Below are 15,193 nucleotides of genomic sequence, written 5' to 3' on the forward strand. Positions count from 1 at the left end.
AAGGTGGGCTAAGGTAACGCAAACCCTGGCCCATCGAGTTCCCATGCCCTTCCTCGCCCGCACCCACCCTCGCCTGTCCTCCGCCGCCGTGTTGGGCCTGGCGGTGGGGCTCCTGGCTCCGGCCGATACCGTCATCAGCAAAATCCTCATCGGCTGGAACGCGGGCGTCTGGACCTACCTGGTGCTGATGCTCTGGCTCACCAGCCATTCCCGCGCCGACGATGTAAAACGCATCGCCGAGATCGAGGACGAGAACGCCGGTCTGGTGCTGTTCATGGTGTGCATCGCGGCCGTCGCCAGCCTGGCAACCATCACCTTTGAACTGGTGGGCAGCAAGGACCTGGACGCCACGACGCGCCTGTTGCACTACGGGTTTACCGGGCTGACGGTGATCGGTTCGTGGCTGCTGATCGGGGTGATTTTCAGCGTGCACTACGCGCGGCTGTATTACACCTGGGACGGCCCCGAGCCGGCGTTGCGTTTTGCCGAGGATTTGCGCACTCCCAATTACTGGGACTTCCTGTACTTCTCGTTCACCATCGGCGTGGCGGTGCAAACCGCGGACGTCGGGGTTGCCACGCGCACCATGCGCAAGGTAGTGCTGGGGCAATCGCTGATCGGGTTTCTGTTCAATACGGCGATACTGGGGTTCTCGATCAACATTGCCGCCGGGCTGTTTGGTTGAGCTGCACAAAACTTCTAGACGCTAACCCCCTGTAAGAGCGAGCCTGCTCCGGGCGGCGTTCCGACGAAGAACGTCAACGATAATGGGCACTGCCTGGCTTGACGCGGCGCGCTCAGGTTCTTCGCGAGCAAGCTCGCTCCTACAGTTACTACCCATGGATTTTTTTATGGCTGCACACAACTGGATCGACCTGTCCCAGGACGCCGACACCGGCATCGAGACCCTGCGTGCGCATTTCGAGGGCCATGCCTACGACCCGCACTGGCACGACAGCTACCTGGTGGGCGTCACGGAGCAAGGCGTGCAGCAATTCAATTGCCGCAGTACCCGTCACCAAAGCACGCCCGGCAAGGTGTTTCTGCTGGAACCAGGGGAAATCCATGACGGCCACGCCCCCACCGAAGCCGGGTTTACCTACCGCATGCTGTACCTCGACCCACAGTGGCTGCAGCGGGAAGTGGCGGCAGTGTTCGAGGAAGCCCCGGCCAACAGTCAGCTGGGGTTTGCCACCACCCTTGCCAGCGATCCTCGCCTGGCGCTTGCCACCAGCCAGGCGTTTCAAAGCCTGCACAGCGGCGAACTGCGCATCGTGCGCCAACACGCCCTCGACCACTTGCTGGAGCGCCTGACCGGCCAGTTGCACTGGCGCCAGCGCTATCACCAGGACCCGCGCCTGCCTCTGGTGGCCCATAAGGCCCGCGAGTACCTGCACGCCCATCTGCATCAGGACGTCGGCATGGACGAATTGGCCCTGGCGACCGGCGTAGACCGCTTCCGCCTGACCCGCGCCTTCAAGAGCGCCTTCGGTCTGCCGCCTCATGCCTACCTGGTGCAACTGCGCCTGGCCCGTGCCCGTCACTTGCTGGCCAAGGGCGAGCAGCCTGCCGAGGTCGCCACCAGCCTGGGCTTTGCCGACCAGAGCCATTTGGGCCGTTGGTTTGTGCGGGCCTACGGCATGACACCGGCTGCGTACCGCAAGCGCTGCTCAAATCTTCCAGACAGCTAACGAGCCGCTTGTGAAGATCGACTCCATTGCCTTGCACATCGGAGTCGCACCACCATGTTCCCTACCCTGCTGCCCTTTCTGTTATTCGCCTTCGTCGCCTCCATTACCCCCGGCCCGACCAATATCCTGGTGCTGAGCAACAGCGCGCGTTATGGGCTCAAGGCTGCGTTGCCTATCGTATTGGGTGCTTGTATGGGCGCGGCGGGGATTGTGTTGCTGGTGGGCTCGGGCGTGGGCCAGTCGCTGGCGCAATTGCCCAGAGTGCAGGCCGTGATGCAATGGGTGGGCGTGGCCTGGCTCAGCTATCTGGCCTGGCAGATCTTCCGCGCCCCGGCCGAAGCCATCGACCCGAACACCCCTCAAAAACGTTTGGGCCTGGCCGGCGCCGCCAGCCTGCAATTGGTCAACCCCAAGACCTGGATGATGGCCCTGGCGGTGGTCAGTGTGTTTGCCGGCAATGGCGACGAACGCCAGAGCCATGTGCTGTACCTGTCGTTGGCGTTTTTTATGATTTCGTTGCCGTGCCTGGGAGCGTGGGCGTTGCTGGGAGTGGGTTCGAGCCGGGTGTTCCGCTCGGCCAGGGCCATGCAGCGTTTTAACCAAGGCATGGCGTTGCTGTTGTTCGGGTCCGCGTGGCTGAGCGTTCTGGCTGGCACGTAGGGAAAGCGACGAACGGTTGGAAAACCTGTGAATTCTGACAGTTGTGGCGCAGCACGTTAGGGCGCTGAATGAACTCACTTTGCACCCGCGACATTCACCGCACACTTCACTGTATTGAAGGAGAGTTTGATGATGAGTACTGCAACTGCCCCTGCCGCCAAATCCACCCGAACCGCAACCAACACACGCTTTTTCGAAGGAGTCGTCGCAGACAAAAAATTCAAGCCACAGTTTTTGAGTCATGAACTGAAAAACGGGTTCTGGTTGGCTGAAGGCACGATGACTGGCCCACCGCCCGATCTGGCAGGTAGCACTTCGCGTCATGGAAAAGCTCAAGGTTCAGACATTTTCAAACAAGTGATCATCTTCAAATATACGTACGACCGGGCTCTACTACCCTCCGGGCGCTACACGCTGAAGGAGGACGAAAGAGAGCAACGGTTCTCGATCATTAACATGACGTACGATGATCCACCCACGCCTGCCTATAGCGCACATCGTGGGACCATAGAGTTTTTTCATGACATCATCTCCAACCATGTCAGCGGCGCATTGGATGTCTATTTCTATGATGTCAGTGGTGCAGAGCAAAGACTGCAGATTTTGTTCAACCTTTGATTAAATGCGCTGCAAAAAAAACGCCCCGGTCTCGGGGCGTTTTTATTTACCAGCAGCTTTTACCAGCTATACCGCATGCCGACATTGGCGCCCCAAGGCTGATCAACATGCTTGCCCTGGCCGTAGTCGAAGTCAGCATGCAATTGCAGGTGCTTGGACAGCGATACGGCAACCCCCGCGCCAAGTTCGATACGTGATCCCGACAGGTCGTTGTTGAACGTCTGATTGTTGACCAACACCGTATTGTTCTTGGCAAACTCATGGGCAACGGCGCCGCGAAGATACGGCTGCATCACGCTGCCGTCATCCAGTACGAAGTCACGCCCTACGGTCACGCCCAACTTGCCCAGCACCGAGTCAGTGTTCTTGCCTTTGGCTTTGAGGCCATTGTCCAGGCTGTAGCTCTTGCCTTGCACAGTCACCAGCGACGCTTGCGCGAAAGGTTCGACAAAGAAATCGTCATCAAGCCTGATGTGGCGACCTACCTCGGCAGAAGCGCCCAGCGCATTGGTGTTGTAATTGCCTTTGGTTTGCGTGCCGTCGCTCAAACCTACTTTGGATGAGTTCTGCAGGCGGTTGGCTTTGACCACGCCATCGAAGTAGTAGCCGCTGTCTTCATCCAGCCACGTTGCGTACAGGCCGGCGTAGTAGCTTTTTACTTCACCCGACGTCCCCCGGTTGAGGTCCAGGTCGGAGTTACTGTGACCGGCCATCACCCCCAGCAACCAGCCATCGCCGACAGGTGCGTCCGCGCCCAGGGAGAAACCACGCTGAATCTGCTGGTAACCGCCCGCCTCGCCGCCGGAGACTTCGTACTTGTTGCCGTACGCACGCAGCCAGCCACCGGACTCGGCGCCATTGTGGCGCAGTTCACCCATGCGGCTGCGCAACGAGGTCATTTCGCCGTACCACACGGTCGGTGCGGTGTTGAACAAGGCCAGCACCGAACGGGTGCCCGGGCTGACGGTGCGGTTATTCGGGTCGAGGAACCAGTCGGTACCGTCTTGGCGAAGACCGTAGGACCAGGCCCCCACATCAACCGAACCGCCTACCAGTTCGAACTGTGCGTCACCGCCTCCGGTGTGCACCACCTGTATGTCGCCCGGGTTGAGCGGTTCCGCGCCGCTGCTGGCAAGCAACAAATTGTGATGACCGGATGCATCGCCAGTAATGTTGAGAAAGTCGGTCAGGCCCCGCGCGAAGTCGGTGCCCATCACAAAAGTACCCTGGCCAGACAGGCTTCCCAGGTCCAGCTGATAGAACGCATCACCTTCACCGAACTTGACCATGCCATCCGACAAGGTCAGCGCACCGACCTGGCTGTTGCCAGTCATGACCCACATCGACTGGTCACCGATCTGCAACGAAGAGACGTTGTCCAGGCGGCCTGTCAGGGAGGCAAAATTGTTCAGTTGCAGGTGGGCGGCACTCCCGGCATCGACAACCACATCACCTTGCAGCTGGCTGTTATCGACCTGCATATTGGCGATTGAGCCACCTTTGACTTCCAGCAGATTGCCGTTGCCACCGATCAGCGTAGAGCCGTTGAGTACCTGAATGTCGGCGACCGCGCCCTGCCCCCGCGCGCCCTGCACAAGCAGGGCCGCACCGGTGGTACCGGTGACCCGGGTCTGGTCCAGTACCAATGTGTTCGCATTGGGTATACGACGATCAACCGACATCACTATGCCGTTAAGTCCGCCGGTAATATTGCTGCGCAAAGCACGGGCCGTTGCACTTTCCAGGCTCAGGCCGAAGCTGCCCTCGCTTACACCGATCACTTCGCTTTGCATCAAGTCCAGCGAGCTGTTGCCCGTCAACGCCGCGCCACCGGTAGCGCCGGAGATTACGCTATCGGACACAACTGCCGTGGACCCGGTCGTGTCAGACGTGTACCGACCGATCAACATGCCGAAATGGTCCGCGCTGGAAATCACACTCCCCTGGATCAGGGCATTGCTGCTGAACAACGTAATACCGTTATTGAGCGCCCCGGAAGCGGTCACTCGGCTATTGGCCACGTTCACACTGGAGCCTCGTTGGACAACCACCGGGCCGAGGATGGTGCTGCGGTCGGTGACGTTCAGCGTAGAAGCGTCGGCATAGACATCCCGCGTAAACGTGTTGTTGACGTTAAGCGTAGCGTTGCGCAACTCAAACGAATCAATGTGTTCACCATGCCCAATGGTGTAGGTCTCATTTTCAATCAGCCTGGCTTGGGCTTGAGGTGCCAGGAATAAAACGGACATAACGCAAGGGACCTGCATCATTGCGACTAAAGGCTTTAACTTAAACGCAGTATTGATCTTCACAAGAAACCACTCTTTCAACAGAGGCTCCACAACGGAACCGTCCGGCCTATTTCCAGAGGGATGGAAGCAGGCCACTCAAGGGTCGCAAAGTTACCGTTGAGTGCTAACTGTTGATGTAGGATTTATCTGAATGGTTTGAATGGCATGACGCGGAAATGCGGGGGCGAGCGGGTTAAATTCAAGAGGCGCCGGAGCGCCCCTTGATCATTGCTGGAGACTAGTCTTCATCCACGAAAGAGATCGGCTGTTCCTCACAGAACAAGCCGTTGAGGTCGGTAAAACGAGTTCGGGTAAACGCCCGCTGGGACTTGACTTCGCCCTCCCCGGGAATGTCGACGAAGTAGTGGAAGTCCGCCGAGTTTCGAGCGGCAGGCCTGACTACCGTCATGTAAGGCGCAATCGTCAAATCAAAACCGTTCGCGACCATATCCAGTGTCAGCGGTGGAGAGTTGACGTCGTGAGCGGGACCCAGCTGCGTAGTGCCTGCCGCGTCGCTGAACACTCGCCACTCCCCTCGGATAACCATGTGCTCCTTGAAGTACGTCATATTGCCCGAAATCCTGACGACTGCGGCCCGCGTCACGTTTTGGAGGTCGGTACATGCCAATGCTGCCGCGGCCTTTCGGAACTGTGCCTCCTGCAGCGTTACCACATTCGCGGTCACGTTCACGTTCCGGGATTCAGAGCGCTGGATATTGTTATTGGTTAGCCAACTCAAGGTGTAGAACACCTTGAGTGTGGCGTTGTTGCCTACGTCCCTGATCGTTTCCCATGGGACGTCCAATGTAATGGTCGCACCAGCGCCCTCTGTTGTTAGTGGCGTCGGGTCAAAGGGGTGCGCCAGATCGCCCCAGTAGCCGGTAATGATGATACCCGGAGCAGGTACGGGCAGGTCCCAGAGCACGATATCGACCGTAGCATCATTGCCAAAGTCGTCGGGCGTGAGCACGTTAGGCGTGGTCCTGTCGCTGCCAAACACCGTCGGCAGATTGAGTGCCGAGTTTTCAGGGTCAAGTCCAGGGTTGGGACCTGGTGACGAGAGGTCGACGTGGATAACCAGGGGAGGTGCATCAAACTCCTGCCCACGCCGATCAACGAGATACTCAATGGTGGTCTCGTTCTCTCCAGTTACAGTGCCGTAGTCGGCAAAGATCGTTGCGCGGCTCACGGGCAGCAGCAGCGGGAACGGCATGTAATCCGCGACGTCGTAACGCAGCGGATCCTCACCCCCCCAAGTCAGTTGGATAACGTCGATATCGGGCAGGTTGTTGGTGTATTCAGGAATGCTGACGAAAACGTTGTCCTCGACATACACATCTTGCAGGTCAATGAGACCGTCATCGGGCAGCAGCGCAAGCGGAATCTCCGCCTGGTGGGGAGCCGGATCGTCAGTCAAGTTCAAGTTGATGCGCGCTGGCGTTGAATCCAGGCTGCGGTTGCCGGCCAAGTCACGCAGGACGTAAAACAGGTAGTTGCGCCCTGCTTCATTGGCCCTGACCGCGTCCCAGGGCACGGTGAAGGTTAATCCGTCCGTAACAGGAACCGTCAGGGCCGGAGTGGACAATTGCGAGGAAAAATCCTCGGAAAAATAGACCTCAATACTATCGCCCGGTTTTCGTGATGCTGGATAGGCCGGGAATGTACACACCATCCCGCCAGCGTTTCCTGCGATATCCGTCTCGGTAATTTCGTCTGCCAGATAGCTGGGATATACCGGCACTGGCGGATAGTTACGACCGTAAGGCGGCGTCTCATCTATTTCCAGTGGAGCACCCGCTAACAGCGGGGTCGGTGATGAGGGGCCTTCCCAGATGATATAACCCACTTCATGCTCGCCTTGGGTTAAGAGCGATGCGGGGATATCTCGAAAAAAGGGTGCGGTGATATCGGCGTAAGTAGGGGACGCAGGGTTTGCAAAGGTAACGACATGAATGGCAGGCCCCCACTGGGTTGCGCCTTTGCCACGAATATTCGTAGTGATATAAACCGTGGCAGGGTCAACGTCGCCACCCGCCGCCAAGTCGGAAAGATCATAACTGACACGTAGCGGCAGCCTGGGCTCTTGATAAGGAATCAGCCCGTCGGCATTCAAACTATCGAAGTCCGGCAACGTCAAATTCAGGATCCCGCCCTTTCGACCGGACAAATACGCCCTGTTCGCTTCTCGCGAGGCAACTGCAGCCTGTTGTTTCTTATTCAAACTCGTCATTTGTGCTCTCCACTTGCATGTTTAACAACATCGTTAAAATGTAAGATGACGTGAACTCACATGGCATTACACACATGGACATGACGGCATGAGTTCATAAATCATCAGGTCACTGTTTGCCTTCGCACTTGCACACTACGCCCCAACTTTCAGAGCTCCGGGCCGTTCCCGTCAGGCCCACAGTAGAGTCCGCCAGCCCTGCGCCGATCAATTTTCACGTAGTAAAGCCGTGATGAACCTATAAACTGGGTGCCGCGCCAAACGGTATAAACGGCATACGCGGAACTTGCCGGGCTAGTGGGGTCCGGGGATTTGATGGGCGCTATTTTTTCAGCATAGTTATCCAGCTTGAACGTATAACCATTAATAGCTTCTTCTGCGGTTAAGCTATGAGTGATCGTTTCTGCGGTTTCAGGAATTGGCTTGCCTCCCCCCCAGATTTCCGTATATCCGATCCAGCTCAAAATAACGACGTCGTCTCTCCTGAACGCGAGATCGGGCGCAACTCGGATTGGAATATGGTCCCACAGGGGAGGAATGGATGAACAATTAAGGGTTGAAGTCAGGTGATCCCAGCTTGGGAACTCTGCCTGCCTAAATATCAAAGGCGCGATCACCGCCACGGTCACTTCAGTGAAGTAAGCGATTTGTTCATTAACGCCGTTAAACGTCGTGTAATACACCGGCAGCCGGTCATTGTTACCCGCATCCACAATGACTTGCCAGGGTATGTCGCTAAATTCCACGCGTGCGCCTTCTACATCCCCATTACTGGTATCTATACGATAACTGGCGACCGGTGAATCCAGGGACGGAAAGTTCCCCCAATACAACTCCAACAGTTCCCCATCTCTAGGGGTGTGATAAAGGGCAACACTGGCGTAGATCCGCTTATCCTTGTCACGAATATCAATATGGTTGTCAGTGGTAGAGCCCTCCCCAAATATCCGTACCCGTGGCAAGTCAGTGTTGATCAACTGTGGGGCATTGGCATGATCTTGCCCTGCAACGGTGAAGTCCCAGAGGATCCTGGTGCCCGGGCTCGGAAAAGTGGGCACCATGCTGCCCTCGCGCCAAATGGTGTAATGGGCAAACTCCTGCGCGGGTCCCAGGCCGTCGTCGATCAACGCCAGCCATGGAACATCGACGTCAAAGGGCACCTTCGTGACCTCTATCAGCCCGATCGTGGTGTTACCCCACCTTAAGGCAACTCGGTCTCCTGGCTGCCAATTGGTGTAGTTCACGCGCGCAACAACTCCCAGACGGGCTTCATGGCGGTTGATCAGGCCACCCGCCATTGCCGTAATAACCGGAGGCTGGAGTAGAGTCGGAGAACCCAACAAATCGACCTCAACTGACGCCTGATCGGATCTTGGGCCAGGATTTCCCGATCGATCTTCAAGCCGAATATGGACGTATTGGGTACCGTTTGGGTACAACCGAAACACGTCACCGGGGATCGGCACGATCAGTGGCGTGGTTTCAAGGGGAAACTCTATATATCCGTCGGGCGCTGCATCGGGCGGCGGGGTTTTGTCCGATACGTAGTAATAGATCCTGTCTCGGGCTCGGCGACCGTTATAAAACGCCACGGTGAGATCGACGGTGGCGTGCGCCCGCAAGTAATCCTCATCAATAATCGCGACCGGGAATACCGGGGGCAAAGGCTTAACGTTGTTATTGGGCGGCGTGCGATCCAGATACAGGATGCGTGGGGTTGACCGGGAAATCAGTGTTGTTTCGTCTTCAATCTCATAATGCAGAAATACCGTACCGTCTGTTTCCAGATAATCCCGCGCTATCGGAATCTTTAGAGGAAAAATGCCTTCTGAGATGGGGCCATCAAAACGGCGGACATAAGGCGGCCTGCCTTCAGCCCCGCCGCGCAGCCAACGAACCCTCACGATATTGAACTCACCCTCCTCTGCGGAACCGTCCCATAACTCGGGAATCACCACCTCCAGCCCACTGTCCAGGTGCCAGTTGGGAATATACCCATCTGTAATCGGAGGGATGACGTAATCCAGAATCGGCACCTCGATGTCTTTCAGGCTCAAGACACCCTTGCGCAGTCCAGCGGTCTTGGGATCACTCATGTCACCCTCCTGGCTACTTGTTCGCTCCCGCGCAGATGTTTGCGCGCTTGGATTTATTAAACGCGCAATATCGGGGTTCGAATACTGTCAGAACTCACAGGTTGACCCAGCCGTTCGTCGGTTTTAACCGGCAACTCCCCGTGAATCGTACTTGACGAATTGCCTGGTCGATGGTCTTCTGAAACCGGTTTCAGCGCGAGTACCCACGCGTCGACCCTTCCAATAAGAAAGGCCCTGCACCGTGACTCCATTTTCCGCCGCCCAGCGCAGCCGTGTGACCATGCTTGATGTGGCCGAGCGCGCCGGTGTCTCCAAAGCCAGCGTGTCGCGCTTTATCGGCGACGACCGTGGGCTCTTGTCCGAGGCCATCGCTCTGCGCATCGAGCAGGCTATCGATGAGCTCGGCTACCGCCCCAACCAGATGGCCCGTGGTTTGAAACGTGGGCGTACCCGCCTGATCGGCATGCTGGTGGCCGATATCCGCAACCCCTATTCGATTGCCGTGATGCATGGCGTGGAAACCGCCTGCCGTCAACACGGCTACAGCCTGGTGGTGTGCAACACCGACCGCGATGACGAGCAGGAACGCCTGCACCTGGCCGCCCTGCGCTCGTACAACATCGAAGGCCTGATCGTTAACACCCTCGGCCATCACCTCGACCAATTGCTGGAGCTGCAACGGGAAATGCCTCTGGTGCTGGTGGACCGCAAGGTCGAGCCGCTGCACAGCGATTTGGTAGGGCTGGATAACCTGGTGGCGGTGCGCATGGCGGTCGAGCACCTTGAGCAGCAAGGCTATCGCGACCTGCTATTGGTCAGCGAAGCCACCGATGGCACCAGTTCACGTCTGGAGCGTCTGGAGAGTTTCAAGGCCGAGATTGGCCAGCGCAGTGCGTTGACCGGCGCCGTGCTGGAGATCGACAGTCAACTCAATACCCGCCTGCAAACCTTCCTCGCCAATACTAAAGCCGGCCCCAAAGCCCTGTTCTGCGCCAACGGCATCGCCGCACTGGCCTGCACCCGTGCGCTGAAGGAACTGGGCTGCAAGCTGTTCGAGGACGTGGGCTTGATCGCCCTCGATGACCTGGATTGGTACCCGCTGGTAGGCAGCGGCATCACCGCCCTCGCCCAGCCTACCGAAGCCATCGGCGCCAGCGCGTTTGATTGTTTGCTCAAGCGCTTACGCGGCGATACCGAGCCGACGCGCACCCTGGATTTCTTGCCACAACTCATCGTCCGAGGCTCCACCCAATCCCTTGTGGGAGCTGGCTTGCCTGCGATGACGATGTCTCAAACAAAAAAGTAATTGACCGACACACCGCCATCGCAGGCAACCCAGCTCCCACACCTTTACTTTGCGTATAAAAATGAAACCGGTTTCAGAGGTACACAACAATGCATAAATACCCCGTCTCCATCAGCCTTTCCAGCTACGGCGCCGACCTGGTCCGCCAACAGGGCCAGTTGAGCTTCGTCTCGGTGCTGGCCGCCGCTGGCGCGCAACGTATCGAATGGCGCGAAGAACTGCTGACCACCGAACAACCCCTTGAACTGGTAAAAGCAGCGGCCGATCAAGGCCTGGAATGCGTGTTCTCCTCGCCCCTGGAACTCTGGGTGGCCGGCCGCTCGCAACCCAACGCCGAACTGGCCGCCACCCTCGACCGCGCCCAGGCGTTTGGCGCTGGCTGGCTGAAAGTCTCCCTCGGCTATTTCACCGACACCAACGACCTGGACAGCTTGAGCGCCCTGCTCAACCGGCATCCGGTCAAGCTGCTGGTGGAAAACGACCAGACCCTGCACGGCGGGCGCATCGAGCCGATGCAGCGTTTTTTCAACGAAGTCGAGCGCCTGGCGGTGCCGGTGAAAATGACCTTCGATATCGGCAACTGGCAATGGCAGGACCAGTCCGCACTCACCGCCGCGCGCCTGCTGGGCCGGCATGTGGACTACCTACACTGCAAGGCCGTGGCCCGCCGCGCCGACGGCAAGCTGGTGGCGTTGCCGCCAGGCGCCGCCGACCTGCATCTGTGGGAACAACTGCTCAAGCATATGACTCAAGGTATTACCCGGGCCGTGGAATTTCCGCTGCAAGGCGATGACCTGGTACAGGTCACGGCACAGCAGGTCGCCGCCCTCGCCGTCCTTGGCCAGCCCCGCGTGGAGAACGCCCATGTCTGAGATCGATATCCTGTCGTTTGGTGAAACCATGGCGATGTTTGTCGCCGAACAGACCGGCGACCTGGCCCAGGTTGCCGAGTTTCACAAGCGTATTGCCGGCGCCGACAGCAACGTCGCCATCGGCCTGTCACGCCTGGGCTTCAACGTCGCATGGCTGAGCCGGGTGGGCGCCGATTCCCTCGGGCGTTTTGTGGTGGACACCTTGCAGAACGAAGGCCTGGACTGCGCACATGTGGCGGTGGACCCGCTGCACCCCACGGGTTTTCAACTCAAGTCCCGCGAAGAAGCCGGCGACGATCCGCAGGTGGAGTACTTCCGCCGTGGCTCGGCCGCCAGCCATCTCTCGGTCGAGGCGATCAAGCCCGAGCTGTTGCAAGCCCGCCACCTGCACGCCACAGGCATCCCGCCGGCACTGTCGGACGCCACCCGCGAGCTGTCGCGCCAGTTGATGACGCAAATGCGCGAGGCTGGGCGCAGCGTGTCCTTCGACCCGAACCTGCGCCCGTCCCTGTGGGCAAACGAGCAACGCATGATCAGCGAAATCAACGCCCTCGCCTGCCTGGCGGATTGGGTGTTGCCGGGTTTGAGCGAAGGCCGTTTGCTCACCGGTTTTGAAGACCCGGCCGACATCGCCGCGTTCTACCTCGACCAGGGCGTGGAAGCCGTGGCCATCAAGCTCGGCCCCCACGGCGCGTATTACCGCACGCAACTGGACCAGGGTTTCGTCGCCGCCTTACCCGTGGCCAAGGTGGTCGACACGGTCGGCGCTGGCGATGGTTTTGCCGTGGGCATGATCAGCGCGTTGTTGGAAAACCTCAGCTTTGCCGAGGCCGTGCAGCGCGGCAACTGGATCGGCAGCCGCGCGGTGCAGAGCCGTGGGGACATGGAAGGCTTGCCGTTGCGTGAAGATCTGCCTGCTTATTGTAGGAGCGAGCTTGCTCGCGAAGGTCGCTAACGATGACACGCGCCACCTGAATAAAGGTGGAGCCCTTAGGTTTTTCGCGAGCAAGCTCGCTGCTACCCAGTTACCTGTTGCCACAACTACAACAAGCTCAGGAGCAACCTTATGGAACCGTTGAAACTCGCCACCCGTCGTTGGTGGTACATCATGCCCATCGTGTTTATCACCTACAGCCTGGCGTACCTGGATCGCGCCAACTACGGCTTCGCTGCCGCCTCCGGGATGGCCGAAGACCTGATGATCACCCCGGGCATGTCGTCATTGCTTGGCGCGCTGTTTTTCCTCGGCTACTTTTTCTTCCAGGTACCGGGGGCGATCTATGCGCAGAAGCGCAGCGTCAAGAAGCTGATTTTCGTCAGCCTGATCCTGTGGGGCGGCCTGGCCACCCTGACCGGCATGGTGTCCAACGCCTACATGCTGATCGTGATCCGCTTCATGCTCGGGGTGGTGGAAGCTGCGGTGATGCCGGCGATGCTGGTGTACCTGTGCCACTGGTTCACCCGCGCAGAACGCTCCCGGGCCAACACCTTCCTGATCCTCGGCAACCCGGTGACCATGATGTGGATGTCGGTGGTCTCGGGCTATCTGGTGCAGCATTTCAGCTGGCGCTGGATGTTTATCATCGAAGGCTTGCCGGCGGTGATCTGGGCGTTTATCTGGTGGAAGCTGGCGGATGAAAAACCGGCCGATGCCAAATGGCTGAGCGCCCAGCATAAAAAAGACCTGGAAACCGCCCTCGCCGAAGAACAGGTGGGCATCAAGGCGGTGAAGAACTACGCCGAAGCCTTTCGCTCGCCCAAGGTGATCATCCTCGCGCTGCAGTTTTTCTGCTGGAGCATTGGCGTGTATGGCTTCGTGCTGTGGCTGCCGTCGATCCTCAAGGCCGGTTTGAAAATGGACATGGTCGAGGCCGGCTGGCTGTCGGCGCTGCCGTACCTGGCGGCGGTGATCGGCATGCTGGTGGTGTCCTGGGGCTCGGACAAACTGCAAAAACGTAAACGCTTTGTGTGGCCGCCGCTGTTGATCGCCTCCATCGCGTTTTATGCGTCCTACGTGCTGGGCGCCGAACACTTCTGGTGGTCGTACACCCTGCTGGTGATCGCCGGGGCGTGCATGTATGCGCCGTACGGGCCGTTTTTCGCGATCGTCCCGGAGATCCTTCCGGCCAACGTCGCCGGCGGCGCCATGGCACTGATCAACAGCATGGGCGCCCTCGGTTCGTTTGGCGGTTCGTACCTGGTGGGCTACCTCAATAGCAGCACCGGTTCGCCCGGCGCCTCGTACCTGCTGATGAGCGGTGCGTTGATGGTGTCGGTGGTGCTGACAATCTTCCTCAAGCCCGGCGCCAGTGACCGCGAACGCGCCCCGCTGAATTCCCTTGAATTGAAGGTAAAGACCTGATGAAAAAGTCTGTCGTGCTCTACAAGAAACTCTCTGCGCCGCTGATGGCCCGCCTGCATGAACAGGCCGAGGTCACACTGATCGAGGCACTGGATGAAAGCGGCCTGGCCAAGCTGCGCGCGGCGTTGCCTAAGGCCCAAGGGATGCTGGGTGCCAGCCTGCGCCTGGACGCCAAATTGCTGGACCTGGCGCCAAACCTTGAGGCCGTGGCCAGCGTGTCCGTCGGCGTCGACAACTACGACATCGACTATCTGACCGGGCGCGGCATCCTGCTCAGCAACACCCCCGACGTACTGACGGAAACCACCGCTGATACCGGCTTCGCGCTGATCCTCGCCACTGCCCGGCGAGTGGTGGAACTGGCCAATATGGTGCGCGCCGGCAACTGGAACCAGAACATTGGCCCGTTGCATTTCGGCAGCGACGTACACGGCAAGACGCTGGGCATTATCGGCATGGGGCGTATTGGCGAAGCCTTGGCCCAGCGTGGGCACTTCGGGTTTGGCATGCCGGTGATCTATCACAGCCATTCGCCAAAACCGGCGGTGGAGCAGCGCTTCGGCGCCGAGTATCGCAGCCTGCCGGACTTGCTCCAGCAAGCCGACTTTGTGTGCCTGACGTTGCCGCTGACGGCTGAAACCGAAGGCTTGATTGGCACTGAAGAATTCGCGCTGATGGGCCCGGAGACGATCTTTATCAACATCTCCCGAGGCAAGGTGGTGGACGAGCCGGCGCTGATCGAGGCGTTGCAACAGCGCACCATTCGCGCGGCGGGACTGGATGTGTTTGTGCGGGAACCGCTGCAGCATGACTCGCCGTTGTTGCGCTTGAGCAATGTGGTGGCGACGCCGCATATCGGGTCGGCGACTCATGAGACGCGGGAGGCTATGGCCAAGTGCGCGGTGGACAATCTGCTGGCGGCGCTGGCGGGTGAGAAGCCGAAGAATCTGGTGAATCCGACTGCCTGGAAACACTGAATCCTGAAACACCACAGCACCCAATGTGGGAGCGGGCTTGCTCGCGAAAGCGGTGTGTCAGCCACCGAATGCATCAACTGACACACCGCC

The 15,193-nt window shown here is 58.8% G+C and carries 12 protein-coding genes; 9 read left to right on the forward strand and 3 right to left on the reverse strand.

What is annotated here, in order from left to right; all coding sequences use genetic code 11:
* The first annotated feature begins 43 nt into the window (after positions 1–43).
* The 4 genes from HBJ59_RS22005 to HBJ59_RS22020 all read left to right on the forward strand — a co-directional run bounded on the left by HBJ59_RS22005 (position 44) and on the right by HBJ59_RS22020 (position 2,969).
* Positions 44–685 carry a DUF1345 domain-containing protein gene (locus tag HBJ59_RS22005; protein ID WP_167664752.1) on the forward strand — a complete coding sequence of 214 codons (642 nt, stop codon included), beginning with the start codon at positions 44–46 and terminating at the stop codon, positions 683–685.
* A gap of 166 nt (positions 686–851) precedes the next feature.
* Positions 852–1,691: an AraC family transcriptional regulator gene (locus HBJ59_RS22010; protein WP_076016533.1), complete on the forward strand. Its 840-nt coding sequence runs from the start codon at positions 852–854 to the stop codon at positions 1,689–1,691.
* A gap of 54 nt (positions 1,692–1,745) precedes the next feature.
* On the forward strand, positions 1,746–2,351 hold the full coding sequence (locus HBJ59_RS22015) for a LysE family translocator (RefSeq protein WP_167664753.1): 606 nt from the start codon (positions 1,746–1,748) through the stop codon (positions 2,349–2,351).
* A gap of 132 nt (positions 2,352–2,483) precedes the next feature.
* Positions 2,484–2,969 carry a hypothetical protein gene (locus HBJ59_RS22020; RefSeq protein ID WP_167664754.1) on the forward strand — a complete coding sequence of 162 codons (486 nt, stop codon included), beginning with the start codon at positions 2,484–2,486 and terminating at the stop codon, positions 2,967–2,969.
* A 59-nt stretch (positions 2,970–3,028) separates the two neighbouring features.
* Here HBJ59_RS22020 and HBJ59_RS22025 read toward each other — a convergent pair whose 3' ends face one another.
* From HBJ59_RS22025 to HBJ59_RS22035, 3 genes are all read right to left on the reverse strand, one after another.
* Positions 3,029–5,218: an autotransporter outer membrane beta-barrel domain-containing protein gene (locus HBJ59_RS22025; RefSeq protein ID WP_256670868.1), complete on the reverse strand. Its 2,190-nt coding sequence runs from the start codon at positions 5,216–5,218 to the stop codon at positions 3,029–3,031.
* A 280-nt stretch (positions 5,219–5,498) separates the two neighbouring features.
* Complete coding sequence (locus HBJ59_RS22030) at positions 5,499–7,490, reverse strand: hypothetical protein (protein ID WP_167664756.1); 1,992 nt, start codon at positions 7,488–7,490, stop codon at positions 5,499–5,501.
* A gap of 149 nt (positions 7,491–7,639) precedes the next feature.
* On the reverse strand, positions 7,640–9,586 hold the full coding sequence (locus HBJ59_RS22035; protein WP_167664757.1) for a hypothetical protein: 1,947 nt from the start codon (positions 9,584–9,586) through the stop codon (positions 7,640–7,642).
* 241 nt (positions 9,587–9,827) lie between these two features.
* Here HBJ59_RS22035 and HBJ59_RS22040 point away from each other — a divergent pair, with 241 nt between their 5' ends.
* From HBJ59_RS22040 to HBJ59_RS22060, 5 genes are all read left to right on the forward strand, one after another.
* Entirely contained in the window at positions 9,828–10,892 is a 1,065-nt protein-coding gene (locus tag HBJ59_RS22040) for a LacI family DNA-binding transcriptional regulator (RefSeq protein ID WP_167664758.1), read from the forward strand.
* An 89-nt stretch (positions 10,893–10,981) separates the two neighbouring features.
* Positions 10,982–11,764, forward strand: coding sequence for a sugar phosphate isomerase/epimerase (locus HBJ59_RS22045; protein ID WP_167664759.1), 783 nt, complete (start codon positions 10,982–10,984; stop codon positions 11,762–11,764).
* Positions 11,757–12,719 (forward strand): sugar kinase, encoded by a 963-nt coding sequence (locus HBJ59_RS22050; RefSeq protein ID WP_076016526.1) that lies wholly within the window; start codon positions 11,757–11,759, stop codon positions 12,717–12,719. The genes HBJ59_RS22045 and HBJ59_RS22050 overlap by 8 nt, the downstream gene beginning before the upstream one ends.
* Before the next feature lie 111 nt (positions 12,720–12,830).
* Positions 12,831–14,126, forward strand: a complete 1,296-nt coding sequence (locus HBJ59_RS22055) for an MFS transporter (protein WP_167664760.1) — start codon at positions 12,831–12,833, stop codon at positions 14,124–14,126.
* Complete coding sequence (locus tag HBJ59_RS22060) at positions 14,126–15,103, forward strand: NAD(P)-dependent oxidoreductase (protein WP_167664761.1); 978 nt, start codon at positions 14,126–14,128, stop codon at positions 15,101–15,103. Before HBJ59_RS22055 ends, HBJ59_RS22060 begins: the two co-directional genes overlap by 1 nt.
* The last annotated feature ends 90 nt before the right edge of the window (positions 15,104–15,193 follow it).

It is taken from the genome of Pseudomonas sp. AN3A02, assembly GCF_011765255.1.
Taxonomy (GTDB): Bacteria; Pseudomonadota; Gammaproteobacteria; order Pseudomonadales; family Pseudomonadaceae; genus Aquipseudomonas.

Coding starts and splice junctions, on each gene's coding strand:
- HBJ59_RS22060 (WP_167664761.1), top strand. CDS start 14,126: ATGAAAAAGTCTGTCGTGCTCTACAAGAAACTCTCTGCGCCGCTGATG.
- HBJ59_RS22030 (WP_167664756.1), bottom strand. CDS start 7,490: ATGACGAGTTTGAATAAGAAACAACAGGCTGCAGTTGCCTCGCGAGAA.
- HBJ59_RS22055 (WP_167664760.1), top strand. CDS start 12,831: ATGGAACCGTTGAAACTCGCCACCCGTCGTTGGTGGTACATCATGCCC.
- HBJ59_RS22035 (WP_167664757.1), bottom strand. CDS start 9,586: ATGAGTGATCCCAAGACCGCTGGACTGCGCAAGGGTGTCTTGAGCCTG.
- HBJ59_RS22050 (WP_076016526.1), top strand. CDS start 11,757: ATGTCTGAGATCGATATCCTGTCGTTTGGTGAAACCATGGCGATGTTT.
- HBJ59_RS22045 (WP_167664759.1), top strand. CDS start 10,982: ATGCATAAATACCCCGTCTCCATCAGCCTTTCCAGCTACGGCGCCGAC.
- HBJ59_RS22005 (WP_167664752.1), top strand. CDS start 44: ATGCCCTTCCTCGCCCGCACCCACCCTCGCCTGTCCTCCGCCGCCGTG.
- HBJ59_RS22010 (WP_076016533.1), top strand. CDS start 852: ATGGCTGCACACAACTGGATCGACCTGTCCCAGGACGCCGACACCGGC.
- HBJ59_RS22015 (WP_167664753.1), top strand. CDS start 1,746: ATGTTCCCTACCCTGCTGCCCTTTCTGTTATTCGCCTTCGTCGCCTCC.
- HBJ59_RS22020 (WP_167664754.1), top strand. CDS start 2,484: ATGAGTACTGCAACTGCCCCTGCCGCCAAATCCACCCGAACCGCAACC.
- HBJ59_RS22025 (WP_256670868.1), bottom strand. CDS start 5,218: ATGTCCGTTTTATTCCTGGCACCTCAAGCCCAAGCCAGGCTGATTGAA.